The organism is Ruegeria sp. AM4 (genome assembly GCF_056540665.1).
The window spans coordinates 244,610-267,226 of record NZ_JBQFXD010000004.1; the positions used below are offsets into that span (position 1 = coordinate 244,610).

Consider the following 22,617-nt stretch of genomic DNA (forward strand, 5'->3'; position numbering starts at 1 on the left):
TAGAAAGCTTCACAAATGGCGTTTTTTGACACGCAACAACCATTTCCGGTCATTGGGCTGTACCGTGCGACGTGACGGATCGGGCATGTAAACTACTAAAATCTGATGCCGTGACCTGGCTCTGAAACCAACCGACTTTGCCTCAAACACTGTAGCGTGCGAGGAATGTATCGACAGCATGCGTCGCCACTTGTTCGATCTCGGCTTCAGTGAACGTATTTTGGATTCCCAAAATGGCGCGATTCCAAATGCGGACCTTGCACAGTTCTGCAAATTGCGCTGCCGCAAATTGAACATCATCAATCGCCAATTCGCCTTTCGCGACGGCTTTTTCCAAATATGTTGCCATGTGTTGTTGGCCATTTTTGGGACCGGCTTCATAAAACGACCTGCCAAGTTCCGGAAACCTGTCGCGTTCCGCCACACAGACACGAAAAATCTGCAGCGAAAAGTCCGAAACGAGAAAGCTGGCCAATTGAGTCGCTGTGATCATCAGCACGTCGCGCAATGGCTTGGTCTCATCGATCATCGAGATGACGCGCTCGGCCATCCTGCTGCATTCAGTTTCCGCGACTTCAACAAACAAAAGCCGTTTGTCAGGGAAGTAACTGTATAGCGTCGCCTTTGAGACACCTGCCGACCGAGCAATATCGTCAACGCTGGCACCTTCGAACCCATCCGCCATAAACACCTGTCTTGCGCCGTCCAGAACCTGCTCGAATTTGCGTCCGGTGCGAAGAATGGCGGCAGATTGGGGCATATCGTCTCCTATGCTTGAGCGCGTTCGCAGTTTATAAACCACTCAGTTCAGATTCAACGCAATTCGTTGGGTACATACCGCGTGAAGCCCTGACGCCTATGCAATCGCGATCAAGTTTTCATCCAGCCCCGTGCCCTCGTTTTGGGGCGACTGTCTCTTTCCTGAGCACTTCTCTCTCGAAATGAACGGCAGCAGGTCTTGGCAATTTGGGAAACATCAACAGTGGACGGCAGATGCCGCCATTGTTGTCGCAAGTGGCTTCCAAGACCGCATTCCATCAGAACTTGGTAGCGTTTTCTTGCGTGCTAAGCTATGGATTCTAGCCAGTTGTATAGAGTGAACTTTTACAAACAGAGGATTTCGTCCTTTGAACAGATTTTCAGTCACACGCCGCTTCGTAGGTCCGGTCAGGGACTTTTTTGTTCCTGACATCCTAAGCAAAACTCGGATTTGTCGCGGTGTTTGGATTATTCCCGCAAGCCTGCGCCGCGACTTCGGTCGCCTTGGTATTGGCCAGCAACAAACGAAGTATAACCAAGCAACCGCGGATATCGCGTCGCGGATGTCACGCTTACTTCCAATGTCCAAGGGATTGGCCAAAATGATCCACTTTTTGGGACGTGGTCATTGCCATTAGTTGACACGCGCGCGGACAATCCATGAAAAAAATTGGTGTGCCAATGGGTGATCGATACAACGCTTTTGGTGGTAACTTAAGAACAAGAGGCAATCGGTCCGGGACACCGCACCATCTTAAGCCCTCGGGATCTAGTAGAAGAAGTCTGTAGCGATGGAAGTCCTTTCACTTTCAATTCCCGACGTGAAACTGATTACGCCGAAACGTTTTGGCGATCACCGCGGTTTTTTTGAAGAGACGTATAACAGTGACAGCTTTTCCGCCCATGGGATCGACCTGAAATTTGTTCAGGACAACCATTCGCTCTCGACTGCCTCGGGAACTGTCCGTGGCCTTCATTTTCAAGCCCCCCCTCGGGCCCAGGCAAAACTGGTGCGCTGCGGTCGCGGGCGCCTTTTTGACGTCGTGGTAGACATTCGCAAAGGGTCCCCAAATTTTGGTCAATGGGTGGGCGAGGAGCTGAGTTTTGAGAACGGTAGGATGTTGCTGGTGCCAGCCGGATTCGCTCATGGCTTCATGACGTTGGAGCCGGATACCGAGATCATCTACAAGTGTTCTGACACCTATGCCAAATCAACCGAAGGGGCCGTGCGTTGGAACGATCCCGATATTGGAATAAACTGGCCGCTGGACATCGCAGAGCCGCATTTGTCTGAAAAAGATGAAATGGCTCCGCTGCTGCGGGATATTGAAACGCCATTTCAGATTGAGGTCGCGGGATGAAAATTATGGTCACGGGCGGGGCCGGCTTTATTGGCTCGGCGGTTATTCGACGTGCGATCGCAGACGGTCATTCCGTTGTTAACGTTGACGCTTTGACCTATGCCGCCTGTTTGGACAATGTTGCCTCAGTTGCCAATGCAGCCGGTTATGCCTTCGAACACGCAGATATTCGGGATGCAACCAAAATGGCTGCCGTGCTGAGTACGCATCAACCAGATGCGATCATGCATCTTGCCGCCGAAAGCCATGTCGATCGTTCGATTGACGGCCCGGCCGCTTTCGTCGACACAAACCTGGTCGGAACATACGTTCTGCTGGAAGCCGCGCGAACCTATTGGGTCAAAACGGGGCGCAAAGAAGGGTTTCGCTTTCACCATATTTCGACGGACGAAGTGTTCGGGTCGTTGGGTGCAACGGGTCATTTTACCGAAGATAGCCCATACCAACCCAATTCACCTTATTCCGCGACTAAAGCGGGATCCGACCACCTCGTTCGGGCTTGGCATGAAACATACGGCTTGCCAGTCGTCATGACCAACTGCTCGAACAACTATGGTCCCTATCAGTTTCCAGAGAAACTCATCCCGGTCGTGATCCTTAACGCCTTGGCCGGGCAGCCGATTCCAATCTATGGGAAAGGCGACAATATTCGGGACTGGCTGCATGTCGAAGACCACGCCAAAGCACTGCTGGTGGTGCTTGAAAGGGGTGAACTGGGGCGCAGCTACAATATTGGCGGCGAAAATGAGATGACGAATCTCGACCTTGTTAAAGTGCTTTGCGGCATCCTCGACAAATTGAGGCCTGCGAAAGCGCCATATGCCGATCTCATTACTTTTGTAACCGATCGTCCGGGCCATGACCGCCGTTATGCCATCGATCCTGCGCGCATCCGCGAAGAACTCAAGTGGCGCCCATCTTTCACACCAGAGACCGGGCTGGAGCAAACCGTTCAATGGTATCTCGACAACGGCGACTGGTTGAACGCCCTTCAAGAGCGTGACGGTGTCGGTGCGCGTTTGGGAATTGCGAAATGAAGGTGCTTGTTTTCGGCAAAACCGGGCAAGTCGCGACCGAACTTACAAAGCGCGCGCACGCGCATGGCGTAACAGTGCAGGCGTTGAGCCGCTTGCAGGCTGATTTAACCAACCCAACCGGCTGCGCTGAGCTGGTTCGCGATTGCGATGCGGACGCGGTGATCAATGCCGCCGCAAATACTGCGGTTGACAAAGCTGAGGAAGAAAAAGATCTGGTTCAACTGATCAACGCTGATGCGCCAGGTGCAATGGCCCGCGCAGCGGCAGAACGACAGCTACCGTTTTTTCATATCTCAACCGACTATGTTTTTGACGGCTCGGGGCATGCGCCGAGGTCCCCTCAGGATCCAACCGGACCGCTTGGGGTCTACGGACGAACCAAATTGGACGGAGAGCTGCAGGTTTTGAATTCCGCAGGCTGGCACGCTATTTTGCGTACCAGTTGGGTATTCTCAGCCCAAGGCAAGAATTTTGTAAAGACGATCCTCAGGCTGGCAGAAGATCGCGACTCTCTGACTATTGTCTCCGACCAGTATGGGGGACCAACACCCGCCGCGGCCATTGCGGATGCGTTGTTGACCATGGCGACAAAAGATCATCGACCCGAGGGTGGGATATTTCATTTTTCTGGTGCTCCGGATGTAAGCTGGGCCGGTTTTGCGCGCGAGATTGTTTTGCAAGCCGGTTTGACGGTAAAAATCGAGGATATTCCAACCAAGAATTATCCTACGCCAGCGGCCAGACCGTTGAACTCGCGCCTTGACTGTTCGCGACTTAGCGACGTTTTTGGGATCAGTCGGCCTGACTGGCGCGTCGGCCTTCGCAACGTCCTGGCCGAATTGTCGTCAGAGCGTGGGTGAATCGTTGAAAGGTAAATCAATGCATCGCAAAGGTATTATTCTGGCCGGGGGTTCGGGCACTCGACTTTATCCGATAACGATGGCGGTCTCAAAACAGTTGCTGCCGATATATGACAAGCCGATGATCTTCTATCCGCTGAGTGTTCTCATGCTGTCGAACATTCGCGAAATTGCAATCATTACGACCCCACAGGATCAGGAGCAGTTTCAGCGTGTACTGGGTGACGGCAGCCAATATGGGCTTTCACTAACCTGGATCACGCAAGAGTCACCGGACGGATTGGCGCAGGCGTATACGCTGGCTGAGGATTTTCTGGCGGGCGCGCCTTCCGCCATGATATTGGGGGATAATATTTTCTTCGGACATGGCCTTCCGGAACTACTACACGCGGCTGACGAACAACAGCAGGGCGGAACCGTATTTGCCTATCGTGTCGCCGACCCCGAACGCTATGGTGTTGTCGACTTTGACGGTACCAAAGTGCGCGCGATCGTCGAGAAACCCAAGAAACCGCCTTCCAGTTACGCCGTAACCGGTCTTTATTTCCTTGATGGTGACGCGCCGGCGCGCGCCAGAGAAGTTCAACCGTCCGACCGTGGCGAGTTGGAAATCACGTCATTGCTCGAGATGTATCTCGATGACGGATTGTTGGATGTTCAAACTATGGGACGCGGGTTTGCTTGGTTGGACACTGGGACGCACGGCTCTTTGCTGGATGCAGCAAATTTTGTACGAACACTGACCGACCGGCAAGGAATGCAGACCGGGAGCCTTGAAGAGATTGCCTGGACCAATGGCTGGATAGACAATGATGCACTCGCGCAACGCGCCCGCCTGTTCGCCAAGTCCACATATGGCAACTATCTGCAATCTCTTTTGGAATAACCGACTGCTTGTTTGGGGTCAGCAAAATGCAACTCACTGCGCAGAAACTGAAGCGAAGCTTTCAAAAATGAGCCCATTCAGCCATCTTTCACAGCTTTTTTTGAATCTCGTTTCCATTCGTTTTGTTATTTATGTCCCAGCGTGAACTTATTCTCCTGCCTGTACTAAAGGCCAGCATGGATGCCGATGGGCGTCTGTTCTTGACCCAGAAGTATCTTGATGGGGCAAATGAATATGCCAAATCTTGGCCTGGTCCAGTTACAACGCTGGCCCGTATTACCGAAGAACCCACCCGGGATTTGGACCCCGCTGAAGTATTCGTCGGCGATGGACCCAATGGGATCGAGATACGTCCGCCAGATAGTGACCAGTTAGCAAAGCGTCTTGGGAAAGCGGCGGGGGCTTTGGCGTTTTTGGGGCCTGAGGAAGAAGCAACTCTGGAAGTATGCTCACACATCGGCGTCCCTATGGTATTCGTCAGCGAGTATGCGCCCAAAACAGAGCGGCAAATTGTCGATGCCGAGGTTGGAAATCCCATTGTCCGGGCCAGGCGCAAACTATGGCTGCGAGGCGCGGAGCGTGCGCGAAGACGAATGCTTTCGAAGTCGGCTGGGTTGCAATGCAGCGGAACTCCAACCTACGAGCTTTATCGGCCTCTGCAGCCCAATGCACTTTTGTTTTTTGACAATCGGGTTCGGACTGCGCAATTGCTGTCGGACGATGAGTTGGCCGCTAAGGCGGCCGAAATACTGGCCGAACAACCCCTTCGGCTGGTCTTTGGCGGTCGTCTGGCCGCCATGAAAGGCGTCGGGGATTTACCTGACTTCGTCAAAGCGTTGCTCGATCTAGGTGTCGACTTTTCATTTGATATCGTCGGTGACGGTCCGCAGGCGGAGGAATTGCGGTCCGCAATGGCGGCCCCGCCCCTTTCCGAATATGTGACGGTTCATGAGCCGATGGAATTTCTGAACGGCTGGTTGCCGTTTCTCAAATCAAAGGCCGACCTATTCATTTGCCCGCATCCACAAGGTGACCCATCCAGCACCTACCCAGAGGTGATGTCCTGCGGCGTGGCAATCGCCGGGTATGAAAACGAAGCTTTCGCCGGGGTCGCCTCGCATTCCGGTTCCGGTTTTCTGAGCCCCATCGGCAGTCCTGAAAAGCTGGCGCAGCGTGTCGCAGAACTGGACAGGAATCGCCAACATATTGTGGATTCGATGACTAGCGGTTTGGAATTTGCGCGCAAGCACGCGTTCGAGCCAACTTTTTCCCGTCGAATGGACCATATGATGCATTCCGTGGGGCTTTAAGTCGTTGGATTGATTTTGTTTCGCGCGTCAACGGCCCGCCGCTTGATAAATGCTTGCAGCCTCAGGCAATGATCGCCGGGTCCTTGGCAAAAAGCGCAAGAAAGCCAAGAGTCGCTTTACGAAAACCCCTTGCTCTCTTGAAAGTACATTTTTCCAACGCGGTCCACATGGGTCATCGATGGTCTATATTTGCCAAGTGCTCTTTGAATATCGTCATAAATCACGACATCATCCAATTTCGCCAAGTCTTTGTGGCAGGGAATGTTCAAGACGCGGTTGAAAACATCGGTGGCCCTGGGGCGTGCGGCAGCTGGAACATAGTATTTTTGCAAGGTCAAATGGCGCGTATGCGCCAACTGCTCATACGGTACATGTTCATGTGCCAGAAACGGAATGCTTGTCATCGGGATGTTCGCTTTCGGGATATGCAAGGGCCGCAACCCAAGCTTCAACGCGATGGCAACGATCCGCTCGCGCTGCTCTAGCGAAGGTGGCCCCCAGGACCTGACGCTTTCGATACGGTCAATCAGGAAAGCGCAGGCGACGTCTGAGATCTTACAATTACCAACCCAGTAAGCACCGTCAGGCAGATCAAGACCATAGCTGGTCAATTCGACCAATTTGTCAGCAAATTCCTTCGGCAGAACCGCCAAGCCGCCCTCACCCAGACCATAAGGTTTGGTATGGTGCAGGCTGATCGCCTGCCACGGAACATCCGGAAGCGTGGTGTGAAAGCCCGACGCATTGTCCAGCAAAAGCTGTTTGCCTGATCGGCGCGCGAAATTTGCATAATCCGAGAAATCACTGTGCAACCCAAAAGGGTTGGTGACGATGATGCCGTCATAGCTGACAGGATCCAGTGCTTCGAGTGCTCGCAGGTCCAACAGCCCCCTGTCATCACAGTCGACAAACAGCACATCGTTGAACCTGCCACGCCCCAGGTTCTGAAACGTATACGCCGAAGCCACCCATTTCAGACTGCGGCCTGCCCGCCAAGATTGGAGCGCCGCCAACGCCTCCAACGCCATCCCACCATTGGCCATCGGGACAATTTCCAAGTTTTCAGGCAAGCCGACGTATTCAGTGCAAAGTGTGCGCAGGTAGTGATAGAGTGGCCCCTGATTGGCCCAGTGGCTTTGGCGTCTACATGCCTCAAGCAAAGCGGACACACGTGTCATGTCCGGTTGTTTTTCTTCAACAAATAGTAATTTTTGAGTATGCACTGCGAAACACCACAGCCTAAAAGCTTATTGATCCTATCCTGATCGAAAAAAGAATGTATAGAAAAATTCGAACGGCCAGCCGTTACAACAATAACATTCGCAATAGTTCTGCCTATTTGACCGGTACTGTTTACGAAAGAAATACAGTTAATGAGTTCATCCCAAAACTACCCCAGCTGCGTGTACCAAATTGAATACAAAACCCGCGATTGGCTCGGGCGCAATCTGGTTGATCCCGACCAGCAGCCCAAAGCTCAACACCAGCGTATATGTAATTTTGTGCACTCGCAGGCTTAGTTCCATTCGCGTTTCCGCCAAAATCAACAATAGAAATGTCATCGCGAAGACCTGCATCGACAACCAACGGCTCCAGTCTGTGGCGATCGGGTATAGTAAGAACGGGGTTCCGGCACTGGCCAAAAACAGCGCCCATTCGAACCACCCCCGCAAAACACGGTTTGCGGCCCACAGTCCCGGAAGCAAAAGTAGCACCGTCATCAATGCCACAATTGGTACGTTGACGCGATCCAGCACGATGACCTTCACCGCAGAGGTCGTGCCGCCAAAACCATCGACGAGCCACGGAAAAATTCCGCCGCACAAACCTTCGGTCAGACCGGCGGCCAAAAGACGTGCGCACATCGCGTCCGTGTCGGGTACGCTGACGTAGATTACCGAGAACACCGCAGCAAAGAACGAAATCAGCAGAACGGCCAAGATTGGCGCAATTGCCTTTTGTTGTCCATGGCGCAAATAGAATGCCGCACTCAATCCCGGCGCCAGAACCAAGTTACCTTCGTGGAAAAAGACAGAAACACCATAGAGGAATATGGCTGCGACCAAACCCGCCGTGCCGCTGGTTCTTGCAAAAAGCAGCGGCAGGAATGCCGCCAGCCCCAACAGCTCTTTGCGGTAAGCAGCGGTCGTGTCGTTGACCCAGAAAAGTACCAACGCCGGGCTGACCAACAAGACCACCACCATGTCCGGCATCCTCAGCGCAACGCCCTTTACAAACAGGGCCGCTATTATCAACAAGGTCAAACCAGCCTGAACCGCGCTCACCAGCAACAGCGGGCTTACATTGGACAGTTCTGACAGAAACAGAAAAAACTCACCGGATATACCACGCCGAACGATCCCACTTGAGAAGTTCACCAACCAGTCCGCGTGCTGGAACTCACCTCCGCCGGCTTGGGTCAAATAAGCCAAACGACGCAACAAAAGCAGTGTTGATACGAGGAAGACAAATGAAACAAGTAAAGTGTTAAAACGCTTAACCTCTGTCAGCATATGAGGCCCACCTTTAAATAACTACATCTTAATAACCCGGATCTTCATCCACCATTGAGTGTAAGCGGCATCTCAAACGTTCTCAAGCGCGCGCTGAACGCCGCAAGGTCCACGCAGTCCGCCAAGCTCCGAAACATCGACGCTGACACAACGGTCTTGATGCAAGCCCTCCGATGTTCGATCAATCTTGATGAACGCGTTGTGAGGCGCTTCAGGTGCTACGATTGAGCGGCTGTCAGAAAGATCTGATCAAGCTATGACGGACCGATCCTAGCAAAAACAGATTTCGCGAATTTGACGAAAATTAGTGAAAGGTGTGGCGTAGTTCACTGACAAAAGCGCGATGGAATCAGAAAAAGGAAGACAAGAGACACAAGCAAGGCGCAACGCTCAACTCAAGATTGATGAGCGATGCAGGTCGATAAACAATGGGTGGGAAAGATGATCAATTGTTATACGAATAAGGCAAAAATATGTCCTTTCGACACATTTGCGTCTTTCAGATCTCGGTTAAATATGTATAAACTGGGCTCAGGAAGAAGTGGTGTGATTATTGCTCAGTAAGTGGTGTGTGCTCTGAGTGTTTGGGGGTCCGGGTTTGACCCTTCAGAGCATGAATTAAAGGTGAAGCCATATTTTTGGCTTAAGGTTTGAAGGTTAAATATGTCTGTTCAAGATACGAATATTTCCGTAAAGGCCGGCGCCCATGGTGCGGGCATCCAATCAGAAAATTCCTGGATTCAAGCGGCCTCTCCTTACCAGAAGGTCTTTAAACGACTCTTGGATGTTGCGATCGTGGTCCTGGCATCTCCGATCGTAGTGCCGATTGTTGCGGTTCTCGCCCTCCTGATTGCTCGTGACGGTGCAAACCCGTTCTACGGACAAGAGCGCGTTGGCCGCGATGGACGGATTTTCCGGATGTGGAAACTGCGCTCGATGGTCCCGAATGCCAAGTCGATGCTCGACGGTTATTTGGCGTCCAATCCCGCCGCGCGCCGCGAATGGGAAGAGACACAAAAACTGAAAAACGACCCGCGGATCACTTCGATTGGGAACATTCTGCGCAAGGCATCGTTGGATGAATTGCCGCAGTTGTGGAATGTTCTGACCGGAGAAATGAGCTTGGTTGGGCCGCGCCCGATGATGCCCGAACAACAAGATCTGTACCCTGGAAAGGCATATTATACGCTGCGTCCAGGTCTGACCGGATCGTGGCAGGTATCTGACCGGAATGCGTGTACCTTCGCCAGCCGCGCAGAATTTGATACGTCATACGCGAATGATCTGACGTTCAAAACCGATGCCGCAATTCTCTATGCGACCGTTGGTGTGGTGCTCAAGGGCACTGGATACTGAAGTATCCGGCCCAAACCACCGCCACGCATTGCCTGCACAAACTGAGCGATGAGCAGATTTTTATGAGAATGTGAGCGGATTACCCTTCAACCTGATCGGTAGAACCAGTAAAGCGGGTCACCTCTTACAGCAGCACAATCAGAATGCCGCGCATAAGATTCTGCAAAAGAATCGCATTCGTAGAACTGCCAATGCTGCGCATTACCAAAGATTGTGTTCAAATTAGAAACGTCAATTTTAGGCTGCCAAGAAGAACGTCCCTGCTTTCTATGCTCAGCAACAATCAATTGACCTGACGTCAAAATCACTGGTGGACATCCACGAGGCGGCCAGTTTGAATTGATCTCGTAGACTGCTTGTTAGCGCGTTTCCACATTTGTTTCATTTGGCAATCACGGCGATGCCGCTTAAACTCAATCTGGTTAATTTATGGATGGTTCAAAAGTGAGTACTTCTGCTAGGGACGGCGATATCGCAATCGTTGGCATGGCAGCGCATTTGCCCGGCGCGATGACTGTTGATGCGTATTGGCGCAACCTGCGCGACGGCGTGGAGTCCATCCACAAACTCAGCCGAGAGCAACTTCTTGCAAACGGTGAAACGCCGCATCTGCTTGAACGGCCAGACTATGTTCCCTTTGCAGCGCCGTTGGACAGGTTCGAGGAATTCGATGCCGAGTTCTTTGGCCTGTCCCCCAAAGAAGCCGCCATCATGGACCCGCAGCACCGCCAGTTTCTGGAGACTGCCTGGGAAGCGCTCGAAAATGCCGGTCATCCGCCCGAGAACTTTCCCGGACCTATCGGTGTGTTCGCCGGGTGTGGTATGGGCAGCTATTTCTATTTCAACGTCTGTTCGAACCGGGATCTGGTCGATGATGTGGGCATGTTCCTGCTGCGCCATACCGGTAATGACAAGGACTTTCTGTCGACCCGGCTAAGCCACATCCTTGACCTCAAGGGGCCAAGTGTGAATGTGCAAACGGCATGCTCGACCTCATTGGTTGCCGCGCATTACGCGACACAGGCTTTGTTGACTGGTGAGTGCGATATGGCGATCGCTGGGGGTGTCACGATCGAGCTGCCTCATAATAGGGGTTATGTTTACAAAGAAGGCGAAGTGCTCTCGCCGGACGGCCATTGCCATGCCTTCGATCATCGCGCGCAAGGTACTGTTTTCGGCTCAGGCGCCGGCGCTGTCATCCTGCGCCGTCTGTCTGATGCCATTGAGGATGGCGACCATATTTGGGGTGTGATCCGGGGTACTGCCATCAACAATGACGGTGCGGCAAAGGCCGGGTATTTGGCGCCGTCCGTTGATGGTCAGGCTGCCGCGATTTCCGAGGCGCATGTGATGGCCGATGTGAGCGCTGATACGGTGGATTACATCGAATGCCACGGCACCGGCACCTATCTGGGTGACCCGATCGAAGTGGCCGCTCTGACACAGGCGTTTTCGGAAACCACACAAGAGACCGGCTTTTGCCGGCTGGGTTCGGTCAAAACCAATATCGGCCATCTGGATACGGCAGCCGGGGTGGCCAGTCTGATCAAGACCTCGCTGGCTTTGCACCACAAGCAGATCCCGCCCAGCCTTGGATTTGAAAAGCCCAACCCGGCGATCGATTTCGAGAATAGCCCGTTCCGGGTCAATGACACTCTGACCGACTGGGTCTCGCACAAGGGGCCGCGCCGCGCTGGGGTCAATTCTCTGGGGGTCGGCGGGACGAACGCGCATGCCATTCTGGAGGAAGCGCCCGAGCGGGCTGCATCAGAGCCTTCGGACTGGCCGTTTCAAATCCTCACGGTTTCGGCGCGGGGCAAAAAGGCGCTGGATGCAAACAGCGCGGCGCTAGCCGAACATCTGCGCGCCAATCCCGATCAGGATTTGGCCGATGTCGCCTGGACACTGAAAAACGGGCGGCGCGGGTTTGAAAAGCGGCGTGTAATTGTCGCTGAAACCCATGAAGAGGCTGCGGCCATTCTGGAGGAAAACGATCCCCGTCGGGTGTTCACGCATACGGTAATCTCGGACGCGCCCGAGCATGTGTTCATGTTCCCCGGCGGCGGCGCGCAATATGCCGGTATGGCACTGGACCTCTATGAGACCGAGCCGGTCTTTGCCGACTGGATGGATCGGGGTTTGGATATCCTGCAAGCCAAGCTCGATTACGATATCCGCGCGATCTGGTTGCCTGAACCGGGTCAGGAAGAGGCGGCGGATGAGCGTCTGAAAACACCCTCGGTGCAACTGCCGCTGATCATGATCACCGAATATGCGCTGGCACAGCTCTGGATGGAATGGGGTGTTCAGCCCGCCGCTCTGGTCGGCCATTCGATGGGCGAAAACACCGCCGCTTGCGTGGCAGGTGTGATGTCATTCGAGGATTGCATCGGTCTGGTGCATCTGCGCGGGCGCCTGTTCGATACGGTTCCTGCCGGTGGTATGTTGAGCGTCCCCCTGCCTGCCGACGATCTGAGGCCGCTGCTGGGAGACGCACTTGATCTGGGCGCGGTTAACGCCCCCAGCCTGAGCGTCGCAACCGGACCTCAAGCGGCGCTGGATGATCTGGAGGAACGCCTGCGCAATCAGGGCGTAGACTGCCAGCGCATCCCAATTGATATCGCCGCGCATTCGCGAATGCTGGAGCCGATCCTGCAGGACTTCGGCGACTATCTGCGCTCGATCGAATTGAAGGCACCGCAGATCCCCTTCCCCTCGAACCGCAGCGGCAACTGGATCACCGAGGCTGAGGCCACAGATCCAGAATACTGGGTCGGCCATCTGCGCAACACGGTGCATTTCGCTGACTGCATCACTACACTGTCTGAAAATCCCGAGCGCATCTTTATCGAGGTTGGTCCCGGAAAAGCGCTGGCTTCGCTGACCGGGCAGCATGACAAGGTGGACGCCAACCAGGTGATCAGCAGCCTGCGCCACCCGAATGATGACGTGGCTGACGATGCCTATTTCATGGCCATGCTGGGTCGCATTTGGGCTTTGGGCGGTACCTTCGACTGGGACCAGATTTGGGGCGAGGCGCGTCGCAACCGGGTGCCTCTGCCCACCTATGCGTTCCAGCGCTCGCCCTATTTCATCGAACCCGGCAAGACGCAGGCCGAGACCGCCAGCCAGTGGCTGATGCGCACTGAGGATACAGGTGATTGGGGCTATCGCGTCGCCTGGACGCCGAAATACGCGGCCTGCGATGTCGATGTCACCGGAAACCTGTCGGAGGCGGCAAAAGAAAGCTGGCTGATCTTTGCGGATGAGGCTGGGCTTTGCAACAAGCTGACCGAGCGCCTGAAACAGGCCGGTCATAAGGTTGTGACGGTCACGCCCGGCGATGCTTTTGCACGCATCAGCGAGGATCACTATCAGTTGGCCCCCGAACGCGGGCGCGAAAGCTATGATGCGCTGATCCGCGATCTGGTCGCGCAAGAGCGTATTCCGACCCGGATCGTGCATGGCTGGTTGCTGACACAGGCCGAAAACTTCCGACCCGGCGGCAGCTTCTTCCACCGCAATCTGGAGCAGGGTTTTTACAGCCTGTTCTTCCTGGCACAGGCGATCGGGGATGAAGATCTGCCGATGCCTCTGCATCTCCATGTCCTCAGCTCGGGCGCGTTGCAGGTCCGGGATGAGGCTTTGCCTTACCCGGAAAAAGCCACCGTGACCGGCCCGACCCGCGTAATCCCGCGCGAATTCCCCGGCCTGACCTGTGCGCTGCTGGATATCGATCTTCCGCAAAGCTCGGGCAAACGCCGCGCGCCTGCCCTGCCCGACGACCTGACCGATCAGGTGCTCGAAGACCTGATGGCCCCGCCCGCCTCGTTCACGGCGGCGATCCGCGCGGGCAAACGGTTTGAACAGGGATACCGTCCGCAGGTTCTGGCAGAGCCCTCTCTGGATGACCTGCCATTGCGCGGTGGCGGCACCTATCTGATCACCGGAGGTTTTGGCGGCATTGGTCTGACGCTGGCTGAGGCACTGATTACCAAGGTGAACGCGAACATTGTCCTGCTTGCGCGCGGTGAACTGCCGCCGCGCGATCAGTGGGAAAACGTGTTGAATAATTCGGCCCCGCAAGACAGAACTGCCCGCCGCATCCGCGCCATTGAAAAGCTTGAAGCTGGCGGCGGTAAAGTTCTGCCGATGTCGGTCGATGTCAGCAACGTTGAAGAAATGCGCCGATGCGTTGAAAGCGCGGCACAGGAATTCGGCCAGATCAAAGGTGTGATCCATGCGGCTGGCCTGATCGATGACGCACCGATCATGACCAAGACTATGATGGAGATCGAGGACGTCTTTACGCCCAAGATTCACGGCACGCAGGTCATCGACCAGATTTTCCCCGACGGGTCGCTGGATTGGCTGGTTCTGTTCTCGTCCACCTCGACGGCAACAGCGCCGGTGGGTCAGGTCGATTATGTGGCCGCCAATGACTATTTGAACGCCTTTGCCCGCGCCCGCGCGGGCGGGAAAACGCAGGTTCTGTCGGTCAATTGGGGCATCTGGGCCGATGTTGGCATGGCCGCCGACGCGATGGAGGCCCGGACCGGATCCGCTGAGCCCGCGCCGGTCACGTCGGCAGATGTGCCGATGCTGGATCAGGCAACATTCGATGACACCGGAAACCGCCTGCTCAGCGCGACCTACAACGCCCATGATCGATGGTTCCTGAACGATCACCGGACCAAGGCCGGTCACGCTCTGGTGCCCGGCACCGGCTATCTGGAACTGGCGTCCGAGGCGCTGCGGGTACAGGGCGAAACCGGCCCGTTCGAAATCCGGGACCTGTATTTCCTGCGCCCTCTGGCTGTGTCCGACAGTGAAGATCAGCAGGTCCGCCTGCGCTTGCCACGCAGCGATGTCGGCTATGATCTTACGGTCGAGAGCGGATCGGATGACGCGTTCGAACTGAATGCGCAGGCCAGCCTGTCGCTGCTGCCGCTGATCGCGCCCGCACCGCTGGATGTGGCGGCCATCGCCACCCGTTGTGGACCGGCCCATCAGACCGAAGGCACGGGGCGCTTGCGGTCACCCCAGGAGGTGCATCTGAATTTCGGTCCACGCTGGCGGGTGCTGACCTCGACCGCGCTGGGGCAGGATGAAGGTCTGGCGCATCTGGCCCTGCCCGAGGGCCTGCAGACCGATATCGAGGCGGGCTATCACCTGCACCCGGCCCTGATGGATCTGGCAACAGGCTGGGCGATGGAGTTGATCTCTGGATATCAGGCGTCCCACCTTTGGGTGCCGGTCTCGTACCGGTCGGTTCGGGTTTACGCGCCCTTACCGGCACAGATCGTCAGTTGGGTCCGCAACGCGGGCGACAACCGAGCCGAGGGTGAAACCGCCAGCTTTGATGTAACCATTGCTGCCCCGGACGGCACGATCTGCATCGAAGTCGAAGGTTTCTCGATCCGCAGGATGGAAGACGCGGTGGACTTCGCGATCACCGAAAGCGCTCCGGTTGTCACCTCCGAGGTAGATGCCCCAGCACCCCTTTCCCCGGCAGAGGAACGCCTGCGGCACAACCTGTCTCAGGGCATCCCGGCAACGGAAGGACCTGCCTTGTTCTTCAAGGCGCTGACCAGCGGGCAGTCTCAGATCATCCTGTCCTCGCTCGATCTGGATGGGTTGATAGCCCAGGCTGCCGATAGTGGGGCATCCACCGAAAGTGCGGATCAAAAATTCCAACGGCCTGAGTTGGATTCTGACTATGTCGCGCCGGAGAATGATATCGAACGCCGTTTGGCTGGGTTCTGGCAGGAATTGCTGGGCGTTGACGAGATTGGCGTCGAAGACAGTTTCTTCGATCTGGGCGGTCACTCCCTGATTGCAGTTCGGCTGTTCGCGCAGATCCGCAAAGCCTATAACGTGGACTTCCCGATCTCGGTTCTGTTCGAGGCTCCGACCATCCGCAAATGCGCCGACCTGATCGCCGCCCGGGGCGTGCCAAAGGACGGCGGCGAAGGAGATGCGCAAGCTGCCGCCCCGGCCACACCGGAACGCCGCTTTACCCATCTGGTGCCGATGCATTCTGGCGAGGGCGGGCCAAAAACGCCGTTCTTCCTGGTGGCCGGCATGTTCGGCAACGTGCTGAACCTGCGGCACCTGGCCCATCTGGTGGGCACTGACCGCCCCTTCTATGGCTTGCAGGCGCGCGGCCTTTACGGGGATGAAGAACCGCACCGCGATCTGCGAGAGGCGGCCAAGGATTACATCGCTGAAATGCGGCAGGTTCAACCCACTGGGCACTACATGCTCGGCGGATTCTCGGGCGGCGGGATTACGGCTTATGAAATTGCACGCCAACTGTCTGAAGCAGGCGAAGAGATCGCGGCGCTGGTCATGCTCGACACGCCGTTGCCGGTACGCCACCCGCTCAGCAAAGCGGATCGTTTGAAGATCCAGTTCCAGGAGATGCGCAGCAAAGGTGCCAGTTACCCGATTCAATGGGCCAAGAACCGGATCGCTTGGGAAATTCAAAAACGCCAGCCCAAGGAAGAAACATCCGAGACCGGTCAGCAATTCCACGACACCGAGATCGAGGCCGCCTTCATGGAAAGCGTCAACAGCTATCCCTTGAACCCATGGGACGGGCCTCTGACCCTTTTCCGTCCGCCTCTGGTCGGGAAATGGGAGCTGGGACCGGGCAAACTGGTGCATCACGAGCGCTATTATTTGACCCATGACAATGACTGGACGCCCTGGGCTCCTAAAATCGAAGTATTCGAAGTGCCCGGAGATCATGACTCGATGGTTCTGGAACCAAATGTGCGAGTGCTTGCAGCGCAGATGAAAACCTGCCTGGAAAACGCAGAGCGACAGATCATACGCCCACGCCCCACCCTGCAACAAGCGGCGGAGTGACCATGTCTGACCCAAAGCTGCTGACCATTGTTCTGAACTACAAAACGCCGGATATGACCTTGCGGTCGATTGAAGCCGCAAGACAGGCTATGGAAGGTATCGCCGGAGAGATCATCGTTGTGGACAATGATTCACAGGATGGCTCTTTCGAGGCGATCACAGCCCATGTTCAGGAGAAGGGCTGGGATGAAAACAACCATGTTCGGGTCGTCCAGTCGGGTCACAATGGCGGGTTTGGCGCGGGCAACAATGTGGGCATCCGGGCGGGCCTGTCGGATGGCACACAGCCTGACTATGTCTACATCCTGAATTCCGACGCCTTTCCGGCCGAGAATGCAATCCGGCTGCTGCTGGACTATCTGGAATCCACGCCCGACGCGGGTTTTGCTGGCAGCTACATCTATGGCGACGATGGTGAACCGCACCTGACCAGTTTCCGGTTCCCATCAATTGCCAGCGAGTTGGAGGGAAGCATCAACTTTGGCCCGGTGAGCAAAATTCTGAAAAACCGGACCGTTCCAATCCCGATCCCCATTGAGACCCGCCCTGTCGATTGGCTGGCTGGGGCCAGCCTGATGATGCGGCAAAGCGTTCTGGATGAGATCGGCCTCTTTGACGAACAGTTTTTTCTGTATTTTGAGGAAACCGACCTGTGTCGGCGCGCTGCGCTGGCGGGCTATCGCACCGACTACGTGCGCTCCAGCGAGGTTATGCATATCGGGTCCGTCTCAACTGGCATGAAGACCTGGCAACGTGTGCCTACCTACTGGTTTGACTCCCGCCTGCATTATTTCGTCAAGAACCACGGCAAGTTTTATGCCGCCTGCGCCACCAGCGTGCATTTGGCAGGTGGTTTTTTGCATTGGCTACGCTGCTTGATAACCCGCAGAAACAGCGGCGTGCCCCCTTATTTTTTGCGTACCCTGGCCTGGCATGATCTGTCTGCCTGCTTTCGCGCGACGCCGCGCAAAGCCAAACAGGACAGCCTGTCAAAGCCTGTTATTGGAGAGTAACGATGCCTTTCAGCACCTTTCTTGTCGGCCATGAATCTCTTGTCATTCAATGTGGGGAGATGCTGCTCGAGGCGGGCCACGGCATTCAGGGTGTCGCGACTCGTAACCCGGATGTCGAAGCCTGGGCCAAATCTCATTCCCTACCCCTCCATGCGCCCGGTCGGGATTTGCATGACCGGATCGACGGGGTTTCGATTGACTGGTTGCTCAGCATCGCCAACCTCGACCTGTTGCCGCAGGCGCTTTTGGACAAGGCCCGGAAAGGCGCCGTCAATTTCCATGACGGCCCTCTGCCCCGCTATGCGGGTCTGAACGCGCCGGTCTGGGCCATTTTAAACGGTGAGGCGCAGCACGGGATCACCTGGCACATGATCTCGGGTGGCGTAGACGAGGGCGGGATTGTCGCTCAAAAGCTGTTCGATATCAGCGATACGGAAACCGCCCTGACCCTGAACACCAAATGCTATGGGGCCGCTATCGAAAGTTTTGCCGATGTGATCCGAGCGCTTGAGGCGGATCAGCCCCCTGCCCAGCAGGACTTGTCGCAGCGCAGCTATTTCGCCAAAAACGACCGTCCCCAGGCCGCAGCGCGGTTGGATTTCGCAAAACCCGCGCAAGAGCTGGCCGCGCTGGTCCGCGCGTTGGACCACGGTGACTATTGGAACCCGCTATGTCGCCCGAAGGTCGAGCGCGATGGTCAGGTCTGGCTGGTCGGGTCGGCCCGGGTAAGCGACCAACAGACCGATGCCACACCCGGCACCATTCTTGCAAGCGACACCGAGAGCGTGACCATCGCAACCGGAGACGGCGCGATTGAGATCAGCGACCTGCGCAATGGTCTGGGTGCGTCTGTGCCAACGGATGGCATTTTGAATGGCGGCAGTGCCTTGCCACCGCTGGTCGCGGAACAGGCGGCCTCAATCGATCAGGACATCGCTGATACTCTGCCAACTGAGCCGGAATGGCGCACCCGCCTGGAGACCTTGCAATCCGTTGAGGTAACCCTGGTCAACACTTCGGCACCTTCCGGTGCGCCGCGGTCGCAGCCATTGCATTTGCCGGCTGATCTTGCCGATGAGACAGCCAAAGCGGCATTGGCTGCCCTCATGGCACGTCTTGGGGATACCTTCACCCTTGATCTGGCGCTGCGCCTGCGCAAGGCGACGTCGCCCTATCTCAATAGCTGGGTTCCGGTGCGTTTTGATGCGGAACAGACTTTTTTGGACGCACGGGAGAGTTTGAACCAAACAATCGCGCAGGCCCAAGATTTGGGTCCGTTTGCCTGTGATCTTCCCGCGCGCCTGCCCGGCGCTGCGCCATTGCAAACACCCATGGTAGGGCTCTCCGATGACGTGTCAGCCGGCCTGATCCCGGGTACAAGCCTGACGCTGGCAACATCCGGCGATCAGGCGGTTTTGTTTGCCGATAGCGGACATATCTCGGAATCCGCCCTGAATTTGCTGGCTGCGCGGCTCGAAAGCCTGCTTGCCTCGTTGACTGATCCAACCGTTGCGGGGCTACCCGTCGCCAAGCTTTCCATTCTGCCTGATACGGAACGCACACAAATCTTGCAGGACTGGAACAATACCTCTGTCGCCTATGACGAGATCACCTGCGTTCACCAGCATTTCGAGACCCAAGTCGAACGTACCCCGGATGCTCCGGCGCTGGTCTTTGAAAACCTCAGTTTCTCGTACGCAGAGCTGAATGCTCTGTCCAATCAGGTTGCGCATGTCTTGCGCGAGATGGGCGTGGGACCCGACACTTTGGTTGGGCTGCATGTCAAACGCTCGCCGCTGCTGTTGATCGGGGCTTTGGGTATTCTGAAGGCGGGCGGTGCCTATGTTCCGATGGACCCGGCCTATCCTGCGGATCGGACCGCGCTGTATCTTGAGGATAGCGGCGCAAATGTTGTTCTGACGGAATCCGCGCTGGTTTCGGGCCTGCCCGAACATGGCGCACAGGCTTTGCTGCTGGATACGGACCCGCGGCTGGGTACGGCTGCGACCGGCAATGTCGACAGCGGAGTAACTTCGGCCAACCTCGCCTATATGATCTACACATCCGGTTCGACCGGACGCCCCAAGGGCGTCATGGTCGAACACCGCAATGTGTCGAACTTCTTCACCGGCATGGATGACCGTATCAGCCATGACCCTGCGGGTGTCTGGTTGGCGGTGACAAGCCTGTCCTTCGATATCTCGGTACTTGAATTGTTCTGGACCCTGGCGCGCGGCTTCAAGATCGTTCTCAGCGATGACGAAAACCGCGCCCTTGTGGCCGGTGACTCTGACCCCGGAAAATCCATCACCGGCAAAGGGATGGAATTCAGCCTGTTCTATTGGGGCAATGACGATGGCGTTGGCAGGGACAAGTATAAGCTGCTGCTTGAGGGCGCGAAATTCGCCGACCAGAACGGGTTCTGCGCCGTCTGGACGCCAGAGCGCCACTTTCATGCCTTTGGTGGCCCCTACCCCAATCCTTCGGTCACCGGTGCCGCTGTCGCTGCCGTGACCGAGAATATCGGTGTGCGTGCGGGTAGCTGTGTCGCGCCCCTGCACCATACGGCGCGCATTGCCGAAGAATGGGCGGTGATCGACAACCTGACCAATGGGCGCGCGGCCTTGGCCATCGCGTCCGGGTGGCAACCAGATGACTTCATCCTGCGGCCCGAAAATACGCCACCTGAAAACAAGCCTGCGATGCTGGAGGCTATCGGCACCCTGCGCCAGCTCTGGGCCGGGGAAACGGTGGAATTCCCTACCAAAACCGGTGAGATGCATGGTGTCGTCACGCAACCGCGTCCGGTCTCCAAAACGCTACCTGTCTGGGTGACGACAGCTGGCAATCCCGATACATGGCGCGAAGCTGGGGCAATCGGGGCAAACGTTCTGACCCACCTTTTGGGCCAAAGCGTGCAGGAGGTTGCCGACAAGATCGGCATCTATCATGCCGCCCTGCGCGAGGCAGGCCATGATCCCGAAGACCACAAGGTCACTCTGATGCTGCACACTTTTGTCGGAGAAGATCGCGAAGAGGTGCGCGAGATTGCGCGTGAGCCGATGAAGGATTACCTGCGCTCGGCCGCCGGGCTGATCAAGCAATATGCCTGGGCTTTCCCCGCGTTCAAGAAACCGCAGGGCGTGTCGAACCCGTTCCAACTGGATCTGGGCAGCCTGTCTGACGAAGAGATGGAAGGGATTCTCGATTTTGCCTTCCTGCGCTATTTCGAGGATTCCGGCCTGTTCGGTACGGTCGAAGATTGCCTGAACAGGGTGGAGGAACTGAAACGGATCGGCGTCGATGAGATTGCGTGCCTGATCGACTATGGCATCTCGGTGGATCAGGTGATGGAGGGGCTGAAACCTCTGGCCGAGGTTCTGCGGCGTTCAAATCAGGATGTCGGGTTGGCCGAGGATGACTTCTCGATCGCGGCCCAGATCATCCGCCACAAGGTCAGCCACATGCAATGCACCCCCAGCATGGCACAGATGATCCTCATGAATGACGAGGCGCGGTTTGCGCTGTCCAAGGTCAATCACATGATGATCGGTGGGGAAGCCCTGCCCGGATCGCTGGTGAAACAGATCAACAAGCTTTCTCCGGCCCATATCGAAAACATGTACGGGCCCACGGAAACGACCATCTGGTCGACGACGGAAACCGCAACTGCAACCGACGGCGTCGTCAATGTTGGGACCCCGATCGCCAATACGCAGGTCTACGTGCTGGACGAAGACAGAAATCCAGTCCCCGTTGGCATGGCCGGAGAGCTTTACATCGGCGGCGCTGGCGTAACCCGCGGCTATTGGCAGCGCGAAGACCTGACAGCCGAGCGGTTTGTGCCTGATCCGTTCTCGGACATGGCCGAGGCACGGTTGTATCGCACAGGAGATCTGGTGCGCTGGCGTACCGATGGACGGCTCGACTTCCTAGGCCGCGCAGATCACCAAATCAAACTGCGTGGTTATCGTATCGAGCTGGGCGAGATCGAAAGCCTGATCGACGCGCAATCTGGCGTGCGACAGTCTGTTGTCATTGCGCGCGAGGACACGCCCGGTCTTGTTCAACTCGCCGCTTACATGACGACCGATAGTCCTGTGGACGACAAAACGGTGCGACAGGCACTGTCTACGCAGCTACCAGAGTATATGGTGCCGACGCATTTCGTGACACTGGACAGCTTCCCCCTGACCCCGAACCGAAAAGTCGACCGCAAGGCCCTGCCTGTGCCGACGGTTCAAAAACCACGCGTAGAGACACCTCCGTCGCAAGCGATCTCTGAGGGAAACGTTACACAAAAGGTTGCTGCGATCTGGTCGCAAATTTTGGGCGTTGCAGACATCAGTGGTCGAGACAACTTTTTTGATCTGGGTGGACATTCCTTGCTGGCGGTCCAGGCTCACCGCGAAATTCGCAAGGAGCTGAATGTCTCGAGCCTTAGCATCACGGATATTTTCCGCTTTCCGACATTGGCGGCACTGGTGGAAACCATCGAGAAAAAGACCGGCGCAAAACCTTCGGAAACCAGCGCACCCCAGCCATCCTCAGAAAAGGCCACCAGCCGCAGCGACGCAATGGCGCGCCGTCGTGAAATGCGCGCCCGCAGAAGATCGGCATGACTGCATCTATTGCTCTGAACGGCACAT

12 protein-coding genes are annotated in these 22,617 nt (G+C 56.2%); 9 read left to right on the top strand and 3 right to left on the bottom strand.

The features are described from left to right. Nucleotides 1-142: 142 nt before the first annotated feature. Nucleotides 143-760, bottom strand: coding sequence for a TetR/AcrR family transcriptional regulator (locus ACR0JA_RS10660; RefSeq protein ID WP_480573914.1), 618 nt, complete (start codon nucleotides 758-760; stop codon nucleotides 143-145). A 790-nt stretch (nucleotides 761-1,550) separates the two neighbouring features. Between ACR0JA_RS10660 and rfbC the strand changes: the two genes are divergently transcribed. The 5 genes from rfbC to ACR0JA_RS10685 all read left to right on the top strand — a co-directional run bounded on the left by rfbC (nucleotide 1,551) and on the right by ACR0JA_RS10685 (nucleotide 6,213). Further along, the gene (rfbC, locus tag ACR0JA_RS10665; protein ID WP_480573917.1) at nucleotides 1,551-2,120 is read left to right on the top strand and encodes a dTDP-4-dehydrorhamnose 3,5-epimerase; all 570 of its coding nucleotides are present in this window, start codon (nucleotides 1,551-1,553) and stop codon (nucleotides 2,118-2,120) included. Beyond that, nucleotides 2,117-3,157 carry a dTDP-glucose 4,6-dehydratase gene (gene rfbB / locus ACR0JA_RS10670; RefSeq protein ID WP_480573920.1) on the top strand — a complete coding sequence of 347 codons (1,041 nt, stop codon included), beginning with the start codon at nucleotides 2,117-2,119 and terminating at the stop codon, nucleotides 3,155-3,157. The genes rfbC and rfbB overlap by 4 nt, the downstream gene beginning before the upstream one ends. Then, on the top strand, nucleotides 3,154-4,017 hold the full coding sequence (gene rfbD, locus ACR0JA_RS10675) for a dTDP-4-dehydrorhamnose reductase (RefSeq protein WP_480573923.1): 864 nt from the start codon (nucleotides 3,154-3,156) through the stop codon (nucleotides 4,015-4,017). Before rfbB ends, rfbD begins: the two co-directional genes overlap by 4 nt. A gap of 19 nt (nucleotides 4,018-4,036) precedes the next feature. Continuing rightward, on the top strand, nucleotides 4,037-4,903 hold the full coding sequence (gene rfbA / locus ACR0JA_RS10680) for a glucose-1-phosphate thymidylyltransferase RfbA (protein ID WP_480573926.1): 867 nt from the start codon (nucleotides 4,037-4,039) through the stop codon (nucleotides 4,901-4,903). A gap of 707 nt (nucleotides 4,904-5,610) precedes the next feature. Continuing rightward, nucleotides 5,611-6,213, top strand: coding sequence for a glycosyltransferase (locus ACR0JA_RS10685; protein ID WP_480573929.1), 603 nt, complete (start codon nucleotides 5,611-5,613; stop codon nucleotides 6,211-6,213). 116 nt (nucleotides 6,214-6,329) lie between these two features. Here the strand turns inward: ACR0JA_RS10685 and ACR0JA_RS10690 are convergent, their stop codons facing one another. Together ACR0JA_RS10690 and ACR0JA_RS10695 are read right to left on the bottom strand one after the other, a co-directional pair. Beyond that, the gene (locus tag ACR0JA_RS10690; RefSeq protein WP_480573931.1) at nucleotides 6,330-7,391 is read right to left on the bottom strand and encodes a DegT/DnrJ/EryC1/StrS family aminotransferase; all 1,062 of its coding nucleotides are present in this window, start codon (nucleotides 7,389-7,391) and stop codon (nucleotides 6,330-6,332) included. A 201-nt stretch (nucleotides 7,392-7,592) separates the two neighbouring features. Then, complete coding sequence (locus ACR0JA_RS10695; RefSeq protein WP_480573933.1) at nucleotides 7,593-8,591, bottom strand: hypothetical protein; 999 nt, start codon at nucleotides 8,589-8,591, stop codon at nucleotides 7,593-7,595. Nucleotides 8,592-9,389: 798 nt separating this feature from the next. Between ACR0JA_RS10695 and ACR0JA_RS10700 the strand changes: the two genes are divergently transcribed. The 4 genes from ACR0JA_RS10700 to ACR0JA_RS10715 all read left to right on the top strand — a co-directional run bounded on the left by ACR0JA_RS10700 (nucleotide 9,390) and on the right by ACR0JA_RS10715 (nucleotide 22,590). Next, nucleotides 9,390-10,082 (top strand): sugar transferase, encoded by a 693-nt coding sequence (locus ACR0JA_RS10700; RefSeq protein ID WP_480573935.1) that lies wholly within the window; start codon nucleotides 9,390-9,392, stop codon nucleotides 10,080-10,082. 429 nt (nucleotides 10,083-10,511) lie between these two features. Beyond that, the gene (locus ACR0JA_RS10705) at nucleotides 10,512-16,955 is read left to right on the top strand and encodes a type I polyketide synthase (protein ID WP_480573938.1); all 6,444 of its coding nucleotides are present in this window, start codon (nucleotides 10,512-10,514) and stop codon (nucleotides 16,953-16,955) included. A 2-nt stretch (nucleotides 16,956-16,957) separates the two neighbouring features. After that, nucleotides 16,958-17,968, top strand: coding sequence for a glycosyltransferase family 2 protein (locus ACR0JA_RS10710; protein WP_480573941.1), 1,011 nt, complete (start codon nucleotides 16,958-16,960; stop codon nucleotides 17,966-17,968). Between the two features lie 2 nt (nucleotides 17,969-17,970). Next, on the top strand, nucleotides 17,971-22,590 hold the full coding sequence (locus ACR0JA_RS10715) for a MupA/Atu3671 family FMN-dependent luciferase-like monooxygenase (RefSeq protein ID WP_480573944.1): 4,620 nt from the start codon (nucleotides 17,971-17,973) through the stop codon (nucleotides 22,588-22,590). The last annotated feature ends 27 nt before the right edge of the window (nucleotides 22,591-22,617 follow it).